The organism is Salinivibrio kushneri (genome assembly GCF_005280275.1).
In the GTDB taxonomy this organism is placed as follows: Bacteria; Pseudomonadota; Gammaproteobacteria; order Enterobacterales; family Vibrionaceae; genus Salinivibrio; species Salinivibrio kushneri.
In genome coordinates this window covers 846,720-866,623 of sequence record NZ_CP040021.1, presented here as the reverse complement: position 1 = coordinate 866,623, position 19,904 = coordinate 846,720, and the positions used below count along the sequence as shown (strand labels likewise).

Genomic DNA, 19,904 nt, shown 5'->3' with positions numbered 1-19,904 from the left:
ACTCATTGGGCAATAAAAAATTGGAACTGTGATCAAGCTTGAGTCGGGCGTGTAATGAGGGGGCAATACAAGGCGAGAAGTGCGAAAAAGCCGGGAATTCCCTTATCTTCACACTGGGTTTGTAATAAAATGACGGCATAGCCATTCGCAGTCTGGAGACAGCTATGTCGACAATTGGTCGCATCCATTCGTTTGAGTCCTGTGGCACCGTAGATGGCCCTGGCATCCGCTTTATTGTCTTTATGCAAGGCTGCTTGATGCGGTGCAAATACTGTCATAACCGTGATACATGGGACACGCATGGCGGCAAAGAAGTCACCGTGGATGAAATAATGAAAGATGTGCGTGCCTATCGCCATTTTATTACCGCCTCTGGTGGCGGGGTGACCGCATCTGGCGGTGAGGCCATGTTGCAACCTGAGTTTGTGCGTGATTTTTTCCAAGCCGCTAACGCGGAAGGGATCCACACCTGTTTAGATACCAACGGCTATATTCGCAAACACACCCCGGTGATTGATGAAGTCCTTGATGCGACCGACTTGGTGATGCTGGATCTCAAACAGCTCAATGATGAGGTTCATGAAGATTTAGTCGGTGTATCAAACCGACGAACGCTCGACTTTGCCAAATACCTGCACAAAATTGGGCAAAAAACTTGGATTCGTTACGTGGTCGTCCCTGGTTATACCGATGATGATGACTCTGCCCATCGTCTCGGCCAATTTATTCAAGACATGGATAACATCGAAAAAGTCGAGTTACTTCCCTACCACCAGCTCGGTGCACACAAATGGGAAGCACTGGGCCATGATTACGAACTGCAAGACGTCTCGCCCCCATCAAAAGAAGTGATGGATAACGTCAAAGCGATTATTGCCAGTTATGGTCATAACGTCATGTATTAACCTGACGCCCCTCAGCCCCCATCAGCCGGTCACCTCGTGGCCGGCTTTTTTATCCTTGTTTTTCGCGCCTTGATACTTACATCTCTCGACGGCGGGCTTTGGTCATCCGAATGGCTTCTCGAATAATACAATCACGCAAGGGATTATCGGCGGCATCCGCTCGCCAGATAAACGACAGTGTCCGGCGCATATTTAGCTCCGGCACATTCAGCGCCACCAGCTCTTCGCGCTCTATCCACTTCTCGACATCAAGATAGGGTAAGCAGCTGAGGTAGTTGGAATTGGCCACCAAGGTACGTAATACCGGCACCTGCTCATATTCTCGCCGCACATCAAGATCTTCGATAACGCCATGAATGGCACTATCAAAACTATGCCGTGTCCCGGCCCCCGGCTCTCGCAATACCCACTGCGCTTGCTCAAGTTGCGCCAAACTTACTTGATCGCGCTGCGCGTAAGGGTGATGCTTGGCTGCCACCACCACCAAATGATCATGACACCACACCTGTTGTTTCAACCGGCTGTCATCACAACGGCCTTCAATGATCCCTAAATCGTGTTGATAGCGGCGCACACTATCAATCACCTTTTGCGTATTTTTCACCGTAAAGTCGATTCTCAGCTCGGGAAAATCACTATCAATAATACTGATAAGGTCTGGGATTAGGTGCTCTGCGGCGGTCTGACTGGCAATTAAGGCAATATCACCACTAATAATGTGCTGTCCATCAAATCCTGCTTCAATTTGTTGCGCATCAAACAGCAGTTGTCGTGCTTTTGGTCGCAACCATGCTCCCCAATAGGTGAGCTGCATTTGCTTGCCTTGGCGCTCAAAGAGCGGCCTACCAAGTAGCTTTTCGAGCTGTGAAAGCGCCATGCTGGTCGCCGACTGCGTTAACGCTAAATGGTCGGCAGCACGGCTCACACTGCCCATCGCGGCAATCGCCTCAAACACAGCGAGCTGCTTGAGTGAGTAGCGCATCTAGGATCCTTACTGTCTGACTTTGATGACATCAGATTATCAGTTTTTGTGATTATTACCCTAAGCAATATCAATTTTACTCCTGATAACCAGGCGAATAGGCTGGATTTATTCACATTCAGTCTAAAAAGGAGTACAACCAGTATGTTTTTTTGTCTTCAAGGTCGGGCACGCATTGCCAAAAGAGGAGGCAGCCGATGGTAACCCCTATCCACACTGACGGCCCCGCTGCACTGCTGGTGCAAGCCGAGCAATACGCTGAGAGTAAACCGCGCAAATCGACTCGTATGGCCGTCGGGTTGGCGATGATGGCTGGTCTATTTATCGGGTTGGCGTTCGTGTTTTACCTCACGGTGACCACGGGGAGCACAGCCGGTTGGGGACTCACCCGCTTGATGGGCGGGCTGGCCTTTAGCATGGGATTAATTCTTGTGGTACTGGGCGGCGCGGAATTGTTTACCAGTACCGTGCTCTCCATGCTCGCGCGCGCCAACGGCAAAATCAGTACACGCAACCTGCTTTATACCTGGGCAAGGGTGTATATCGGCAACTTATGTGGCGCGCTCTTGTTGGTGCTGATCGTGATGGCGGCGGGTTTATACCAGCTTGATGATGGGCAGTGGGGGCTCAACGCTCTTCATGTGGCTCAGCACAAACTGCATCACAGCTGGCTGCAAGCATTCTCTCTTGGTGTGCTTTGTAACTTGTTGGTTTGTTTGGCGATTTGGATGACATTCACCTCGCAAAATCCGCTGACCAAAGCCGTGATGGTGATTTTGCCTGTCGCCATGTTTGTCAGCACCGGTTTTGAACACAGTGTGGCCAATATGTTCATGGTGCCATTGGGCATGAGCATCGCCACCTTCGCACCAGACAGCTTTTGGCAAGCGGTGGGCAGCTCTCCCGCAGCCTTTAGTGACGTAAACCTGATCCAGTTTATCAGTGCCAATTTAATCCCTGTCACCCTCGGCAATATTGTCGGCGGCGCAGGCCTTGTCGGCATGGGGTACTGGCTAATTATTAATCCAGAAAGAGAACACAAAACCGCACACATTTCTGCATTGACGCTCCCGTCTGCAAATTATTCTGAGAGACCTACTATGACCCAAGAAACCTTAACCATTGAAAAAAACATGAAGCCTGTTCACTGCGCCTTACAAAGCCACCAGTTTGTGGCCGATGCATTAGAGCAACTCAACCGCTATCAGTTACAAGGCGCACCGGTGGTCGACAAGCAAAATGAATTAGTCGGCTTTTTCTCGGTGCAAGATGTATTCGTCGATTTATGGTGGAATGATTACCAACCCGATATGGACACCAAAGTCGAAGACTTAATGCGCACTGAGGTACAAACCGTTGAGGCAGACCAATCGGTGATTGAACTGGCGCAGTATATGAGCATTGACAACCAAGTACTGTACCCTGTCAGTGATGCGGGCATTGCTACGCGCTTTACCACCCAGTCGGCATTAGAACGCGCTAAAACGCAAACCTTATCACGCCCTTATATTTATCCGGTGATGAGAGACGAGCGCTTGGTAGGGGTGATAAGTCGCTCAGATGTGGTTCGGGCTTTGGCACCGTTATACGGCAACGCCATGGATATTCTCCCTGCCGATGCTAAAGAGGGACTTGTTAGCGCCTAATCAAACGCAAAAGCACGCCTCAGCGCAGTTCTGAGGCGTGTTGTTTTTCGCACTCGCCGTTGTCAGGCGGCACTCCAGTTAGTCATCTGCCGGCGTCCTCTTAAGTAAGCGACCCACATATACACCGCCGTACTGAGCAAACAACTGGCTAAGTACATCATCAATCCTTGCTCACCCGAAAATGCTTGCTGCGCGAATACCGGACCACTGACGGATCCAACACTGTACGCGAGGAGAAGCGCCTCAGTGGCCGCGACAATTTTCCCCGGTGCCAACGTGGCACACGCATAAGCAATCGCGGTAGGATAAATGGCAAACACGGCACTACCAAGCATCACGAGTCCAACACCAAGCCACACGTTGCTGTTAGCAAGTGTAATGGTGGCCACGGCAAGCAATCCCACCACACAGAAATAGAACATCAACAGGACTCGATTGACTCTCGTCGAGATGGCACCCAATAACGGCTGAACACCCATGCCGCCCATAATGACTAACGCCATCATTGCCCCAATCTGTTGGTGATCGTCGACACGTTCAGCAAGATAAAGGGGTAATAACCCATAGATCGCGCCTAACGTGAGCCCCGACACGATACAGGCAATATAGGCAGCTTTACGAATGGCTCCTAAGGTGCCCGAGTGTTCAACAGCGCCCATCATCGCCTGCGATGGCTCACCATGACGCATAAATAAGGGCACGATAATCGCTGCCGTGACCAAGCTACCAATCAACCAATAAGGCTGGGCCCCTGTCACACCGACATAACCGACGCCCAACTGACCCAAGGCATTACCGCCATATAAGGCTGCCATGTAAAAGCCTAAACGCTTGGCGCGCTGACGATCAGAATCCGCGATCAGTAACCATGACTCAATGGTGACAAACACGCCTGCGACCGCGATACCGGCCACAAATCGTGACACTAGCCATACGCCCTGTGCTTTGATCGTTGCCATCGCGGCAATAGACAGCAACACCACACTCATAAACAAAACTAATGCCTGACGATGCCCCATACGCGCAACGATACGGGCGCTCCACAAAGCACCGAACAATAGTCCCGCATAAAAGGCGCTCGCCAGCCAAGCGGCCAATTCCGCTGGCATCCCAAGCGGCATTAACGCCAATGGAATCAAACTCATCAAGTAACCACTCGCGACCGCAAATGCCGATAAGCTCACTAGTGGCACCCATGGAAACACAGACAGGGCTACGCCGCTGCCATTTTGTGCAGAGGATAGATTGTTCATGACAGTTTGTTCAATTCTCAGATAAGTGGCACGGACGGCCGGGGCCGCAAATATGTACCATTATCCAGAATAAATACAGCGAACTTTTTTGTTCGTCTCAATAAGAAAATTTAATCGATATACCCTGTAAACGCCTAAGGCTTTGCCATCAACGCTCTGGCGATAAATACTCACGGTCATAAAAGGTACGCAACCAATGCGGGCGGTACACCGCCATCACCGTCACTGCCATACCGTTTAATAGCGCCTCAGGGAACCACATCAGTAGCGCAATTTGCAGGTAGTTATGCACAATCTCTTGCCAGCTGTGCCTATCGGCTAACCAATACCACAACGAGGTCACTGACAGCTGGAACACTATCGTGAGCGCCGCGCCGATAAATGCAGCGATAAAGATGTAAATAAACAAATGCCGGGTTAAATAGTGGTAACTGAGCGCGAAAATGCCATAACTAAAGGTGATAGGTAGCACGGCCGTGGTCAATGCGGTCATGCCCACATCAGCAACGGGAACAAAACCAAACACCGCCATCAACGCCAATGGCACAGTGGCAATCCAAATGGCAATGCGCCAGCCGTGACACAAGGCTAAGGTGGTCACGCCTAAAAAGTGGATATCCAGGCCTTCTTTGATCCCCGCTTGGAGCGCCCACAGCGCAAACAACACCACCGCGGAGGAAAACGCCAAATGCTGATACCCGGTTTCCTGGCGCAGCTTAGCGAAAAACTCTGGTGGGTAGGTCCGATACAGCACCGCTGCCCACAATAACCAGCCGCCCCATTGCCAACCGCTCATTTCGGCGAACTCAAACATATTCAATCCCTAGTCACTGACCTTTTATACCTTTGACTGACACAACCACTAGCGGGTGATAAACGTGCTACGGACATAGCTCAGATCAAGATTTCCCCCTCATTGAGGTGGTAGTCTTTATTTATTCCCTCATCAATTGATGAACGACTATTGTACATTTGAAAGTTAAGAGGCCAACCGCGATGGATATGACCCCTGCACAACGTCTGATTTTATCTAATCAATACCAATTAATGTGCCACCTCGATCCCTCTAATAGCGAAAAGTATCGCCGCTTACAAACCATTATTGAGCGCGGTTACGGCTTGCAAATGGCGGAAGTGATCAGCCAGTTCGAGGCGTTATGTGAAACCCAATGCCGTGAGATCATCGATATCATGGAAATGCACCATGCGATACAGGCCTCTTACAACCTTCTGGACGACGCCAACCAAGCCGCCTTATCACCACGTCGCGTGCAGTTCTGGGGCTTTGACGCCGCCACTGAAGGTGCTTTAGTGCATTATGTCCGCTTTCTTGTCGATACAGAGGGGCTCTATCCGCAATTTGATCAAGGCGAGCACCGCTTTAACAGCCAAATGCCCATGCTGGAAAAGTACCGTCGCATGCTGAACGTGTGGCGTGAGTGCCCGCGCCAATTCCACTTAAGCTTAACCGAGATTGAGCAGATCCTCGCCGCCTAAACCAGAGCAAGCAACCCTCTTTATTGCCAGCCGCCCACCAGGCGGCTGTTTAATTTGCTCGCGCCGCGCTTGTCGAACGCCTCGCAAGCCCGTACCCTTAAGCCCATTCACGCTAACACACCGAACAACCATGATTTATCGATGCCCGCTGTGCCAACAGCCCCTGCAAGCTAGGTCACGTGGCGCCTATTGCGCTAACAATCACCAATTTGACCGCGCCAAAGAAGGCTACCTCAATCTGCTTCCGGTACAATTTAAGCGCTCTAAAGATCCGGGCGATAATAAAGCCATGACCCAAGCCCGTCGGGCGTTTTTAAATGCCGGTCATTATGCCCCCATGCGCCAAGCGATGATTGACGCCCTCACCCAAGCGCTCGATGGCGAGCACAAAACCATCTTAGACGTGGGCTGTGGCGAAGGTTATTACACCCACGCAATTGCCGATCAAACCGCAGCGCAACAATGGTCGGTACACGGATTAGATATTGCCAAAGTGGCGGTACGTTATGCGGCCAAATGGTATCCACAGTGTCAGTTCTCGGTCGCCTCTTCCCAGCGCTTGCCGTTTGCCGACAACAGCCTTGATGGTGTGGTACGCATTTATGCGCCCTGTAACGGTGAAGAGTTAGATCGCGTGATTAAGCCTGGCGGCGTGGTAGTGACGGTCACGCCAGGTCCACGTCATCTATTTCAGCTAAAAGCCGGTATCTATCAAGAAGTGCGCTTACACGAAACGCCACCGGAGTCATTGTCAGGCTTCCAGCTGGAAAGTGAGCACTCACTACATTACCCGATGACATTAGCCGGCGAGCAAGCCCTCACGCTACTGCAGATGACGCCCTTTGCTTGGCGCGCATCAGATGAGTGGCGTGACACCTTAGCCAACAGCGAGGCCTTTGAGTGCGACGCCGACTTCACCCTGCGCGTATATCGTCATCACGCCGCAGAGCAATCATAGCCAAGGAGAAAAGCCATGAAACAAGGTCGTGTATCGGTTCGTCTCATCAATACCTTGCTCGCCGCAGCCTGCATCGCATTCACTAGCTCAGCGCTCCATGCGAAAACCGATGCGCTTGCCACCTTATTTGACTACCAAGTCACCCGCGCAAACGGCGAGCCATTGCGCCTGACCCAAGTGACCGCTCAAGTTGCGGATGCCGATGTGGTGCTTATTGGCGAGTGGCACGGCCATCCTGGTGTACACCGCTTTCAAACTGAACTACTCAGTCAGCTCGCCTCAGAGCATTCGGTGGCCCTGTCGATGGAGCAGTTCAGTCGCGATGCACAGCCAGTCCTTAACCAATATCTTGCTGGCGAGATAGGCGAAGACACGTTAAAACGACAGGCCAATGCCTGGGATAACTATGACGGCAGCTACCGCCCCTTAATTGAGCTGGCCAAGCAACGTCAAATCGAGGTGATTGCTGCCAACGCCCCCAAGCGACTGGTGCGCTGTATTGGTCAACAAGGTTTGTCCTACCTGGATAGTCTGTCCGAGCAACAGCGTAGCTGGTTTGCTGACACCGTAGATACCCAAGATTCTGCCTATAAGCGCAAGTTTAAGGCCAATATGCACCATGGCAGCGCCAGCCAAACAGACGCGCAATATGCCGCTCAGCTTGCGTGGGATGCCACCATGGCCGAAAGCATCGTCGCGTATCATGACTCTCACCCCAACAGCCAAATTGTGCATGTCGCCGGGCGTTTTCACGTGGCTGAGGGGTTGGGAACCGCCGCACAAATTCACGCCCGCAACCCTGAACTGCGCATTGCACTGATCACCGCGGTGAGCGACCAAGCCATGCTGAGCGACGACGCGCCAGACTTGCGCTTGCACGTACTGCCCATGCCACAGCGTTGGCTGTCGATGGATGAAATGCGTCAAGCGGTGAGCCAAATGCAGGGGCAAGGTGACGCGCAGTGTAAGCGCGTAACCAAATAGCTCAGCGCTCACGCTTTTCCACAGACAAAAAACGCCGACCAACTGGTCGGCGTTTTTTGTCGATTCTTCTCTATACCTAGTCGATAGCTATTCGATCGCGACGACGCCGCGTGTCTGTTAGAACCAGCGCTCCAACGCGGCGCGATCCACTTTAAACGCGCGGCTTAACGCATGTGCAAGCTCTTTGTACTTAGGTTGGCTTTTAATGGGCTGCATCGCATGGCCTTCGCTGGTGATCTTTTGATGCAGCTCGCGATACCAACCCGCAAGCGCCGGCGGCAGAGGCGTATCACGACGCTTACCCAACCACCACAAACCTTGCACCGGCAGGCTTAACGCGAATAAGGCCACAATCACCGCTTGCGGTAGCCCTTGCACATTATTGGCCGACATCTGCAGCAATACACTGATTGCCGCCACGGCAGGCATGACTTTAATCGCGAAACGAGTCATGGTGATCACTCGATTTTCGGGAAAAACCGGTGCCAACTCCTTTCTCATTGGCCATTCCTGCATGTACTTCTGACCGTCTTGCAGGCAGCGCCAGATTGACTTATTCGTTGTCATACCTACCTCACTTACTCAGTGTGACTCGACTCGCTGTCACTCAACTTTTACAATAAAAATTAAACAAACTGTTTAAAAACTTTCAAAATTAACCAGTATTGCTCAAAAAATTTTTGTTATCTGTATCAAGTCCCGCTATCCTTAGCGCACTTTATCATTGTTGCTCGGATTCGATTGTCTCGCAACCTAATCTGGTTGTATTCGACGGAGCGTTCATTTATCCAGGACGGATAAAGATGGTTCTTCCCCGCGACAACGCATGAGATAATTCTTTTTTTAAAAAGGTAGTGTCTCTGTTTGTCCACTATCCTTTTTGTTCAATACACTCTGTCTTACGAAACATAGGTAGTCATACATGTCCAAGCTGGTTCTCGTACTCAATTGCGGAAGCTCCTCTTTGAAGTTCGCCATTGTCGACGCTCAATCAGGCGATGAGCATCTTACCGGTCTAGCCGAATGCCTTCACCTCCCAGAAGCCCGCATTAAGTGGAAAATGGACGGTAAGCATGAAGCCCAACTCGGCGAAGGTGCCGCACACAATGAAGCACTGAACTTCATTGTTGATACCATTCTTGCCTCTAAGCCTGAGCTTGCCGAGAACCTAGGTGCCATCGGCCACCGCGTTGTTCACGGTGGTGAGCACTTTACTCAGTCAGCATTAATTACGGACGATGTACTGAAAGGGATCCACGATGCAGCCAGCTTTGCACCGCTGCACAACCCAGCCCATATCGTAGGTATCGAAGCGGCGAAAAAAGCCTTCCCAGCGCTGAAAAACGTGGCGGTATTCGATACGGCATACCATCAAACCATGCCAGAAGAAGCCTACTTGTATGCGCTGCCTTATAACCTTTATAAAGAGCACGGCATCCGTCGCTATGGCATGCATGGTACCTCGCACTACTTTATCGCTAACGCCGCCGCTGAGCAGCTTGGCAAGCCTGTTGATGAAGTCAACATCATTAACTGCCACCTGGGTAACGGCGCGTCAGTTTGTGCGATTAAAAACGGTAAATCCGTCGACACCTCAATGGGCATGACCCCATTGGAAGGTCTGGTCATGGGCACCCGCTCTGGTGATTTAGATCCTGCAATTATCTTCCACCTGCACGATGCACTGGGCTATAGCGTTGAGCAAATCAACACCATGCTGACCAAAGAGTCTGGCCTGCAAGGCTTGACCGAAGTGACCTCTGACTGCCGCTTTGTCGAAGACAACTATGGCGAGAAAGAAGAAGCCACTCGCGCAATGAATGTGTTCTGTCACCGCCTTGCTAAGTACGTAGCCAGCTACACCGCGACCCTAGACGGCCGTCTTGATGCGATTGTCTTTACCGGCGGTATCGGTGAGAACTCAGGTCCAATCCGCGAACTAGTACTTGAGCGCTTGTCGCTACTGGGTGTTGATGTCGACAAAGCGCGCAACCTGAAAGCCCGCTTTGGTGGCGAAGGCGTGATTACCACAGACGAAAGCCGTGTACCTGCGATGGTGATTTCAACCAACGAAGAGTTGGTCATTGCGCAAGACACTGCGCGCCTAACTGGCCTGTAAGACCATTCCCAACGGCTGATTCCACTCAGCCGTTTTTATATTTGTGCCGGCCTGTCCGGCACGCCAATCAGATAGTGAGAGGAAGTCAACGTGTCCCGTACTATTATGCTAATCCCAATCGGCTCCGGCGTCGGCCTGACCAGTGTCAGCCTCGGCGTCATGCGAGCGATGGAGCGTAAAGGCGTTCGCGTCTCATTTTTTAAACCCATTGCCCAGCCACATCACGGTAGCGACACCGATGTGACAGACCTGACGACGGAAATCATTCACGCCAACAGTGATATGAAAGTCGCCGAGTCAATGTCGATGAACCAGGCCGAAAATCTGCTGCGCTCTGATCAAGAAGACGTGTTGCTTGAAGAAGTACTTGCACGCTTCACACACGCCACCCAAAACACCGAAGTGGCATTGGTTGAAGGCTTGGTTACCACGCGTAACCATCCGTTTGCCAACCAAATCAATTACGAGATTGCTAAGACGCTGGATGCAGAAATTGTCTTTGTCACCACACCAGGTACCGACAACCCAGCCCAGCTAAAAGAGCGTATCGAGTTTGCTTGCACCAACTTTGGCGGCAGCAAAAACGGCAATATCTCTGGCGTGATCATCAACAAGCTCAATGCGCCTGTGGATGATGCTGGCCGCACCCGCCCTGATCTGTCAGAAATCTTTGACGAAGCGGACGGCGCACGTCCAACCAACGTTGAAGTGATGCAGATTTTCAACTCCAGCCCAATCCGTGTACTGGGTTGTGTGCCATGGAAAATCGACCTGATCGCCACTCGTGCTAGCGATATGGCCAAGCACTTGAACGCCACCATTATCAACGAAGGCGAAATTCACTCACGTCGCATCAAGAGCATTACTTTCTGTGCGCGTTCAATCCCTAATATGGTTGAACACTTCCGCCCAGGCTCCTTGCTCGTGACTTCGGCTGACCGCCCTGACGTGATCGTCGCCGCGTGTCTAGCTGCGATGAACGGCGTAGAAATCGGTGCCTTGTTGCTGACAGGTGGTTATGCCATCCCTGACCAGCTCAAAGCACTGTGTGATCGTGCCTTTGAAACGGGCCTACCGGTGTTCACCACTGCAGGGAACACCTGGCAAACCTCGCTCAACCTGCAAAGCTTCAGCCTCGAAGTCCCGGCTGACGACAAAGAGCGTGTTGAGTTTGTGAACGACCATGTAGCCAGCCACATTGATGGCAACTGGATTGAGTCACTAAGCTCTGGCTCTAACCGCGAGCGTCGCCTCAGCCCACCGGCCTTCCGTTATCAGCTCACCGAGTTTGCGCGTAAAGCCGCCAAACGCATTGTGCTGCCGGAAGGTGACGAGCCACGCACCATCAAGGCCGCCGCTATCTGTGCCGAGCGTAAAATTGCTGAGTGTGTGCTTTTAGGTAACCCAGAAGAAATTAAACGTGTTGCCGATCAGCAAGGCGTCACCCTGGGCGCGGGTGTCGAAATCATCGATCCAGTGAAAGCGCGTGACAAATATGTGGCCCGCTTGGTTGAGCTGCGTAAGAGCAAAGGCATCACCGAAGTGATTGCGCAAGAGCATCTGGAAGACACAGTGGTACTGGGTACCATGATGCTAGAAGCCAACGAAGTCGACGGTCTGGTTTCCGGTGCCGTGCACACGACGGCTAACACCATTCGCCCACCGCTGCAGATCATCAAGACAGCGCCGAACGCCTCTTTGGTGTCGTCGGTCTTCTTCATGCTGCTGCCTGAGCAAGTGCTGGTTTACGGTGACTGTGCGATTAACCCGGATCCAAACGCAGAACAACTGGCTGAAATCGCAATTCAATCAGCCGATTCTGCCGCCGCATTCGGTATTGAGCCGCGCGTGGCAATGATCTCTTACTCGACCGGTAGCTCAGGCAAAGGGGCTGACGTAGATAAAGTTCGCGAAGCCACCCGTCTTGCCAAAGAGAAGCGCCCTGATCTAGTGATTGACGGCCCACTGCAATACGACGCGGCCATCATGGAAAATGTGGCTAAGTCGAAAGCACCGGATTCACCGGTTGCCGGTAAAGCGACCGTGTTCGTCTTCCCAGACTTGAACACAGGTAACACCACCTACAAAGCGGTACAACGTTCTGCTGAGCTGGTGTCTATCGGTCCAATGCTGCAAGGCATGCGCAAGCCGGTGAACGACCTGTCGCGTGGCGCATTGGTTGATGACATTGTTTACACAGTGGCACTGACCGCTATCCAAGCGAAACAAGCGGAAGACAACGGCCAAGTGTAATTTGCACAACGCCCTGTCGAGATAAAACAAAAGCCAGCACCCGTTGCTGGCTTTTTTGCGTTTGCGTTCACAACGTTACATGCCAACGCGATCTAGCATGGCGTATCCATTCTGGTTTTGGAGTCGAAGATGGCTAACGAATTCGATCCCGTCACACTACGGCATACCCTGCACCAAACCCCTGAGCTGTCTAACCACGAAGCCCTCACCGCCCGCACTATCGCTGCCCAGTTGCGGCAATTTGGCTTTCACCCTGCCACTGATGTCGGCGGTCACGGGATCCTGGTCACCATTCAAGGCGCGGCACCAGGGCCCACCACCTTGCTACGTGCCGATTTCGATGCGCTGCCGATTGAAGAGCCTGGATCACTGGCTTATTGTTCCCAGCACTCAGGCGTGATGCATGCCTGTGGCCACGATGGTCATACCGCGGCGTTGCTGGCCGTCGCCGCCGAGCTTCGCCACACGCCACCCGCTCGTGGCACTGTGCTGCTCGCCTTTCAGCCTGCCGAAGAAACCGGCGAAGGCGCAGCGCGTATGTGCGAGTCCCCCGCACTTACCAACGCGCAGATTGATAACGTCTACGCCTTTCACAATCTCCCCGGCTTTAGTCAGCATCAAATCGTGGTACGCCCCGGTACCTTTGCCTGTGCCTCGACCGGAGTCGCTATTGAGTTGTACGGAAAAACTTCTCATGCCGCCTACCCAGAGCGTGGGATCAGCCCTGCCAGTGCGATGACAGGCGTGCTGCATACCCTGACACAACTGCCCGACGCCTACCCTGACGCCAACAGCCTCGTCACCTTGGTTCACGCCCAGTTAGGAGAGCCTGCCTACGGCGTCGCCCCCGGCCAGGCGACCGTGATGGCCACGTTACGCAGTGATGACAACGCCTGCTTTCACGCCATGAAGGCCGACTTAATCGACAAAGTGAACACGCTGGCGGCTCGGGCAGGATTAACGGTCAGTGTTTGCTGGCATGAGCCCTTTATCGCGGCCGAGAACAGCACGCACCATACGCAGCATGTGGTCAATGCCGCGCAGTCGTTAGGGTTAGCCGTTCACAGGCTCACCGAGCCCATGCGTTGGTCGGAGGATGTGGCCGAATTTCTTGCTCGTTGGCCAGGGGCGTTATTTGGCATTGGCAGTGGTGAGCATCATCCACAGCTGCACAACCCTGATTATGATTTCCCAGATGCGATCCTCCCCACCGCCAAAGCGCTCTTTACCGCGTTGGTCGCTGAGCATCACGGCTGCATCACAGGCTAATCACGCCCTACCCCAGCGCCAGCCAAACGCCAACACCCACCATCAAGGTGCCCGCGACACGGTTGAGTAATTGCACGTTGCCTCTTTGCTGCAGAAATTGGCGCAACGTGCGACCGCCACTGGCATACAGCATCAAACAGCTAAACTCGGTCAGCAGAATAATCAACACCAGCACACTTAACTGGCTAGGCAGCGCTAATTTAGGATTAATAAACGGGGGCAACAGTGAGATCATAAACGCCCAGCCTTTCGGGTTAGCAATCGCGGTGACAAACCCTTGGGCCGCCAAGGACCACGCAGACGCTTCACTGGGGCTAGCGTCATCCTCCTCAGGAATGGCCATTTTCCCGCGAGATCGCCACATTTGCACCCCGATAAACGCCAGATAGGCACCACCGACGTATTTGAAAACCTGAAAGATAGACGGATAATTAAGCATCATCGCCGCCACTCCAATCACCGAGGCAATCGCCACCAGCCCCACGCCAATTAACTCGCCCCACATCATATGCAGGCTACGCTTAACCCCGATGGTCATTCCCAGCGTCATCGAGAGGGTCATACACATCCCAGGCGTCACCGAGACGAGGAAAAAGGTCGGGATAAACAAGGAAAGCATGGTGGTATCAATCAAAGCAGTTGGCATAAAGCGTAATCAGAACAAAGCACTACAGGGGCCTCTAGTAAACGCCCTTTATCGTTTGAGATCAAGCTGACTGTTGAGTTTATAACCAAGCGATTGGACTTATTGCCATTTAGACGTCCAGAAGTAAAAATATCCATTGACTTAATTTTGACTAACTCATAGCATCAATAACCAGAGCGACAGCAAGAATGTGGCACAAGCCGCTGAGTGAGTCTGCTGTGATCAAATTATTCGCCAAGGACATGTGATGATTGAGATAACCAACCTCAACAAGGTATTCGAACTCGGGGAGCGCCGAATTCATGCCCTTAATGACATCAACTTATTTATTCCCAAGGGGAAAGTATTTGGTGTGATCGGTGCCTCCGGTGCTGGGAAAAGTACCCTGATCCGGATGGTTAACCTGCTCGAGCGCCCAACCAGCGGCTCAGTCAAAGTGGGTGGGACAAACCTCACCGCGCTACCCAGCCGCCAGTTGACCCAAGCGCGCCGTAAAATCGGGATGATTTTCCAACACTTTAATCTGCTTTCGTCACGCACCGTTTTCGACAATATCGCCCTACCGCTTGAGCTAAGTGGCTCGAGCCGCGATGAGATAGAAACCCGCGTAAGCGAACTGCTCGATCTGGTCGGCTTGGCCGATAAGCGTGATGTGTATCCTGCCAGCCTCAGTGGCGGACAAAAACAGCGTGTCGCCATTGCCCGCGCACTGGCGCCAAGCCCTAATGTCTTGCTTTGTGATGAAGCCACCAGCGCACTGGATCCGGCCACCACCCAATCGATTTTGTCACTGCTGCAAACCATCAACCAAAAGCTCAACCTCACCATTTTGCTGATCACCCACGAAATGGACGTGGTCAAACGTATCTGTGACGACGTCGCCATCATTGGCGACGGTGAGCTGGTTGAATCCGGCCCGGTGGGCGAGATTTTTGCGCACCCCAAATCCGACTTGGCGAAACAATTTATTCGCTCAACCCTCGACTTGTCAGTGCCGCATGATTTCGCCCAGCGCTTACAACAAGAATACTTTGAAGGCAGCTACCCGTTAGTGCGCCTCGAGTTTACCGGTGCGACTGTCGATGACCCATTAATCAGCCAGATCTCACGCCTGTTTGATATCGACATCAGCATTTTAAGCTCAGATATCGACTATGCCGGTGGCGTGAAATTCGGCCTACTCCTCGCGGAGATCATGGGCCCCAAAGAGGCGGTTGAAAACGCCATTACTTACCTCAACAAGCACCATGTCAACACGGAGGTACTTGGCTATGTTGATTGATCAACTCACCCAATGGGTTAATGAAAACAGCGCCCTTATCAACTTGCTCCTCGAGGCTACCGGCCAAACTCTGTATATGGTGTTTGCCTCCGGCATCATGGGGTTTGTGATTGGCATCCCACTAGGCGTGTTACTGCATGTGACCAAACCCGGTGGTTTGCTGGGTCAACCACAAGTTAACCAGGTGCTTGGCGCAGTCGTGAACATTGGTCGCTCCATCCCCTTTATTATCTTGCTGGTCGCGATTATTCCCTTTACCCGCATGGTGGTTGGCACCTCGATCGGTACCGCGGCGGCGATTGTGCCACTGACCGTCGGCGCGATTCCATTTATTGCCCGCTTGGTTGAGGGGGCGTTACTGGAACTACCGGCAGGGCTAGAAGAAGCGGCCAAAGCGATGGGCGCGAACCCGTTCCAGATTATTTATAAAGTGCTGATACCTGAAGCACTGCCAGGCATCATCAATGGCGCCACCATTACCTTGGTCACCTTGGTGAGCTACTCGGCCATGGCCGGTGCCGTCGGTGGCGGCGGCCTTGGAGATGTGGGCATCCGCTACGGCTATCAACGCTTTGATACCACCGTCATGCTGATCACCGTTGTGATGCTGGTGGTCTTAGTACAAGCGATTCAATCTTTTGGTGATTACTTGGTGCGACGCGCCGATCACCGCTAAATCAAACACAATAATGACGAATATGTTGCAAACAGGGAGACAGACAATGAAAACCACCATTAAAACGCTACTCGCCACGCTTGGCCTTGCCTCTACCTTGGTGCTGACTGGCTGCGGTGAGAAAGAACAAGCCGCGACCGATAATAACAGCATCACCGTGGGCGTGATGGCCGGCGAAGAAGCACAAGTGGCTGAACACGCGGTGAAAGAAGCGAAAAAGCTCGGCCTTGATGTAGAGCTAATCACCTTTACCGATTACGTCTCGCCGAACGCGGCACTGGACGATGGTTCAGTCGACGTGAATGCTTTCCAACACAAACCTTACTTGGACGCACAAATCAAAGATCGTGGCTATGAGTTCGCGATTGCTGGCAACACCTTTGTGTATCCGATTGCGGCCTACTCTTACAAGCTAGATAGCGTCGAGGATCTACCAGAAGGTGGTAAAATTGCCGTGCCAAACAACCCATCGAACCTAGGCCGTTCACTGGTATTGCTTGAGCAACAAGGCATCATCAAGCTTAAAGAAGGCGCAGGCATCAACGCCACCAAGCTGGATATCGTTGAGAACCCCAAAAACGTAGAAATCATCGAGCTAGAAACCCCACAACTGCCTCGCTCGCTGGAAGACGTAGACTTGGCTATCATCAACAACACCTTTGCCGCCGGCGTGGGCCTAACGCCAAACAAAGACGGCATCTTTGTTGAAGACAAAGAGTCACCCTACGTGAACCTGATTGTGGCGCGCAAAGACAACGTCGACGCTGAAAACGTGAAAACCTTTGTTAAAGCCTACCAAACTGACGCGGTTTATAACGCCGCAATGGAAGTCTTTGACGGCGCGGTGGTAAAAGGCTGGTAAGCTAGCGTCACAATATGTTCGCTCAGACGAACGCCTCGACGCTAACGAGTATCGATAGCTAAACAAAATGCCACAGTGACTGGTGAAGTAACTGTGGCGTTTTTTAATCTTGGCCAATAGCGGGTTAACTTGCTGCCGTGACCGGAAGCACGCGTTTTAAAATATCTGCCAGCGTCACCACGCCAATCATTTCCCCCTCTTTACTGACCACCGCAAGCTGAACGCTGGCCTCACGCATGCGCGCTAGCGCTTCGTAGATGGGCGTGTTGGCATCTAACACATATGCATTGCGAGCGACATCGCGTGCGAGTCGGTCTGCCGGTTCGAGTAGCGTATCCCGCACGTGCACCACCAACGGCTTTAGCCCCTCGTTGCCAGTCATTAAAATACGCAGATGCCCTGACGCCACGGCGACAGCACGCACCTCTGCCACCGTTGCATGTTTATCAACATGTGCCATCACCTGCCCCTGGGTGACCAAGGTTTCGATTGCAATCGAACTCAGATCGATCAACCCCGACAATTGCCGTTGAATCGCTGGTTGCAAGGTTCCCACTTGCCCAGAATGCTCAACCAATTGACGAATGGTCTGAATATCTTGTCCCCCGACCGCGGCGCTTTCTACCGGCTCAACCCCTGAGGCTTTCACCAAGCGATTGGCAATACGATTGATCCAGCGAAGTAACGGACGTAACGGCCACACATAAGCGTGCGAGACAACACCGATTGCCAAGGCTGACTTTTCTGGATGAGCAATCGACCAAGACTTCGGTGCCATCTCACCCACGACGAGGTGCAAAAATGTCACCACAAACAGCGCAAATCCGAAGGCCGCCGCATCAGCCGCCCAAGCGGGTAAGCCAACCGCGAGAAAGACGGGCCCTACCCAGACATCCACCGCTGGCTTAGTGACCGCCCCTAGCGCAAAGGTACAAAAGGTGATCCCTAATTGCGCCCCTGCCAGCATCAAGGTCAAATCATTCATGCCACGCAGCGCTGCCCGCGCCGACCCACTCTCTACCGCCATTTCTTCCAAACGATGTCGACGCGCGCCCATCAAGGCAAACTCGATAATGACAAAAAAGCCACTCAACACAATCAAAGCCAGCGTGACCACACTGACCACTAAAGGATCGGTCATTGATTATCCTCCACAATGGGCTGCTCAATAAGCGTGACCCGCACCGACGTGGGAATGTGCCGTTCAATGCTTAATACATCCACTTCAAGATGGCGCATAATTGGTTGACTCTCCGCCAGTTCGGATGGGTCAATCGGCAGCGCAATGGTCACCGTATCCCCTACGGCTGGCAATGCGCCACACGCCGCAATCAATACGCCAGCTATGGTTTCGACATCACCCCGCGGCAGATCATAACCAATCGCACGCTCCACTTCGTCGATGTGCACATCACCGTCCATTAACCAAATATTGTCGCTTTCAGGGACAACCGCCTCGGCATGATCACTATCATGTTCGTCGGTAATTTCCCCCACGATCTCCATGGCCAAGTCTTCAATCGTTAATACGCCAGCAAAGCCGCCATATTCATCAATCACACACGCCAGTTGATTGGTCGTGCGCACCAACTGATCCAGCGCATTTGGCAACGGCATTAATGTGGGGAGGACACTGGCAGGACGCATCACTGACGCCACGGTATCATTTGAATCCGCCTCTGTTTTCGCGAGGACATCTGACAGGTGAACCACGCCCACAGGCGCATCATTATTATCAAGCACAGGATAACGAGTGTGGGCTTGCGCCATCAGCGCCAACAATTCGGACAGCTTGGTTTCTGGCGACACCCAATCAACTTGCGAACGCGGCACCATCGCATGCTCAACATCGCGCGCAGGAAAATCCAGGATCCTATCCATCATCAGTGACAACTCCACCGGCAAATCCCCGCTCTCTCGCGAGTCGGCAATAATATGGTGTAAGTCGTCTTCTGAGGCACTCATATCAAGATCATGCACCGGTTGAATCCCCACCATCCGTAGCACCAGGTTGGCGGATTTATCAAAGAAACTGATGATCCAACCAAACACCGACATATAAATCAGTGTCGAACGCGACATCATACGCGCCATGGGTTCAGCATTGGCAATGGCTAAGTTTTTCGGGTAAAGCTCACCCAAAATCATTTGCACAATCATCGCCACCGCGAGCGTCGCCATGGTGCCAATCGCGATCCCCGCTTCCAGCGACAAGCCTAGTTGTTGCAATAAAACGCCCATCGACTCGCCGACCAACGGCTCGGCAACAAAGCCCAACACCAAGCCGGTGACCGTGATACCAAGCTGCGCGCCAGATAACATAAAGCTCGTCCGTTTTGTCACCGCCAGCGCCCGTTTTGCCGACGCATCGCCCGTCGCGGCTAAGGTCGCAAGCTTTGCGCGATCGACCGCCATATAGGCAAACTCTTGCGCCACAAAGTAGCCATTGGCGGCAATAATTAACAAAATAAAGAAAAGACCGAGCAGGAGGGTAATCATAGGTTCAATCATGACTGCATCCTTTGTTGGTGACAACGTACCAGTGAAGGGGAGTGACAATCGACGCGTGTTG

18 protein-coding genes are annotated in these 19,904 nt (G+C 52.5%); 11 read left to right on the top strand and 7 right to left on the bottom strand.

Annotated features, from left to right (window positions below; translation table 11 throughout):
• Positions 1 to 164 precede the first annotated feature (164 nt).
• Complete coding sequence (gene pflA, locus FCN78_RS04215; RefSeq protein ID WP_069361043.1) at positions 165 to 905, top strand: pyruvate formate lyase 1-activating protein; 741 nt, start codon at positions 165 to 167, stop codon at positions 903 to 905.
• 76 nt (positions 906 to 981) lie between these two features.
• Here the strand turns inward: pflA and FCN78_RS04210 are convergent, their stop codons facing one another.
• Entirely contained in the window at positions 982 to 1,887 is a 906-nt protein-coding gene (locus FCN78_RS04210) for a LysR substrate-binding domain-containing protein (RefSeq protein WP_046073653.1), read from the bottom strand.
• 197 nt (positions 1,888 to 2,084) lie between these two features.
• Here FCN78_RS04210 and focA point away from each other — a divergent pair, with 197 nt between their 5' ends.
• Positions 2,085 to 3,533 carry a formate transporter FocA gene (gene focA / locus FCN78_RS04205; RefSeq protein ID WP_069361045.1) on the top strand — a complete coding sequence of 483 codons (1,449 nt, stop codon included), beginning with the start codon at positions 2,085 to 2,087 and terminating at the stop codon, positions 3,531 to 3,533.
• A 62-nt stretch (positions 3,534 to 3,595) separates the two neighbouring features.
• Here the strand turns inward: focA and FCN78_RS04200 are convergent, their stop codons facing one another.
• Both FCN78_RS04200 and FCN78_RS04195 read right to left on the bottom strand, forming a co-directional pair.
• A complete protein-coding gene (locus tag FCN78_RS04200) occupies positions 3,596 to 4,786 on the bottom strand; it encodes an MFS transporter (RefSeq protein WP_077456703.1) in 1,191 nt (396 codons plus the stop codon).
• Between the two features lie 148 nt (positions 4,787 to 4,934).
• Entirely contained in the window at positions 4,935 to 5,582 is a 648-nt protein-coding gene (locus FCN78_RS04195) for an energy-coupling factor ABC transporter permease (RefSeq protein WP_077520338.1), read from the bottom strand.
• Positions 5,583 to 5,782: 200 nt separating this feature from the next.
• Here FCN78_RS04195 and FCN78_RS04190 point away from each other — a divergent pair, with 200 nt between their 5' ends.
• The 3 genes from FCN78_RS04190 (at position 5,783) to FCN78_RS04180 (ending at position 8,225) form a co-directional block, all read left to right on the top strand.
• Positions 5,783 to 6,283, top strand: coding sequence for a YfbU family protein (locus tag FCN78_RS04190; protein ID WP_077456705.1), 501 nt, complete (start codon positions 5,783 to 5,785; stop codon positions 6,281 to 6,283).
• A 130-nt stretch (positions 6,284 to 6,413) separates the two neighbouring features.
• Positions 6,414 to 7,241 (top strand): 23S rRNA (guanine(745)-N(1))-methyltransferase, encoded by an 828-nt coding sequence (gene rlmA, locus FCN78_RS04185; protein ID WP_077658835.1) that lies wholly within the window; start codon positions 6,414 to 6,416, stop codon positions 7,239 to 7,241.
• 15 nt (positions 7,242 to 7,256) lie between these two features.
• Positions 7,257 to 8,225, top strand: coding sequence for a ChaN family lipoprotein (locus FCN78_RS04180; RefSeq protein ID WP_077658834.1), 969 nt, complete (start codon positions 7,257 to 7,259; stop codon positions 8,223 to 8,225).
• 117 nt (positions 8,226 to 8,342) lie between these two features.
• On the opposite strand, the gene yfbV is transcribed toward FCN78_RS04180, so the two are convergent.
• On the bottom strand, positions 8,343 to 8,792 hold the full coding sequence (yfbV, locus tag FCN78_RS04175; protein ID WP_046073658.1) for a terminus macrodomain insulation protein YfbV: 450 nt from the start codon (positions 8,790 to 8,792) through the stop codon (positions 8,343 to 8,345).
• 355 nt (positions 8,793 to 9,147) lie between these two features.
• On the opposite strand from yfbV, the gene FCN78_RS04170 reads away from it, so the two are divergent.
• From FCN78_RS04170 to FCN78_RS04160, 3 genes are all read left to right on the top strand, one after another.
• Complete coding sequence (locus FCN78_RS04170; RefSeq protein ID WP_069361050.1) at positions 9,148 to 10,344, top strand: acetate kinase; 1,197 nt, start codon at positions 9,148 to 9,150, stop codon at positions 10,342 to 10,344.
• 105 nt (positions 10,345 to 10,449) lie between these two features.
• On the top strand, positions 10,450 to 12,597 hold the full coding sequence (pta, locus tag FCN78_RS04165) for a phosphate acetyltransferase (RefSeq protein WP_077600122.1): 2,148 nt from the start codon (positions 10,450 to 10,452) through the stop codon (positions 12,595 to 12,597).
• Positions 12,598 to 12,726: 129 nt separating this feature from the next.
• Positions 12,727 to 13,866, top strand: a complete 1,140-nt coding sequence (locus FCN78_RS04160; protein WP_077658833.1) for an amidohydrolase — start codon at positions 12,727 to 12,729, stop codon at positions 13,864 to 13,866.
• A 7-nt stretch (positions 13,867 to 13,873) separates the two neighbouring features.
• Here FCN78_RS04160 and FCN78_RS04155 read toward each other — a convergent pair whose 3' ends face one another.
• Positions 13,874 to 14,512, bottom strand: a complete 639-nt coding sequence (locus tag FCN78_RS04155; RefSeq protein WP_077456717.1) for a LysE family translocator — start codon at positions 14,510 to 14,512, stop codon at positions 13,874 to 13,876.
• A gap of 247 nt (positions 14,513 to 14,759) precedes the next feature.
• On the opposite strand from FCN78_RS04155, the gene metN reads away from it, so the two are divergent.
• Genes metN through metQ form a run of 3 tightly spaced genes read left to right on the top strand, consistent with a single transcriptional unit; the run spans position 14,760 to position 17,332 of the window.
• A complete protein-coding gene (metN, locus tag FCN78_RS04150; RefSeq protein WP_077520233.1) occupies positions 14,760 to 15,794 on the top strand; it encodes a methionine ABC transporter ATP-binding protein MetN in 1,035 nt (344 codons plus the stop codon).
• Positions 15,784 to 16,470 carry a methionine ABC transporter permease gene (locus tag FCN78_RS04145; protein WP_069361055.1) on the top strand — a complete coding sequence of 229 codons (687 nt, stop codon included), beginning with the start codon at positions 15,784 to 15,786 and terminating at the stop codon, positions 16,468 to 16,470. The genes metN and FCN78_RS04145 overlap by 11 nt, the downstream gene beginning before the upstream one ends.
• A gap of 46 nt (positions 16,471 to 16,516) precedes the next feature.
• Positions 16,517 to 17,332, top strand: a complete 816-nt coding sequence (gene metQ / locus FCN78_RS04140; RefSeq protein WP_069361056.1) for a methionine ABC transporter substrate-binding lipoprotein MetQ — start codon at positions 16,517 to 16,519, stop codon at positions 17,330 to 17,332.
• Positions 17,333 to 17,456: 124 nt separating this feature from the next.
• Here the strand turns inward: metQ and FCN78_RS04135 are convergent, their stop codons facing one another.
• Positions 17,457 to 18,473: a CNNM domain-containing protein gene (locus FCN78_RS04135; RefSeq protein ID WP_077658832.1), complete on the bottom strand. Its 1,017-nt coding sequence runs from the start codon at positions 18,471 to 18,473 to the stop codon at positions 17,457 to 17,459.
• Positions 18,470 to 19,843 (bottom strand): hemolysin family protein, encoded by a 1,374-nt coding sequence (locus FCN78_RS04130; protein WP_069361058.1) that lies wholly within the window; start codon positions 19,841 to 19,843, stop codon positions 18,470 to 18,472. Before FCN78_RS04130 ends, FCN78_RS04135 begins: the two co-directional genes overlap by 4 nt.
• Positions 19,844 to 19,904 lie beyond the last annotated feature (61 nt).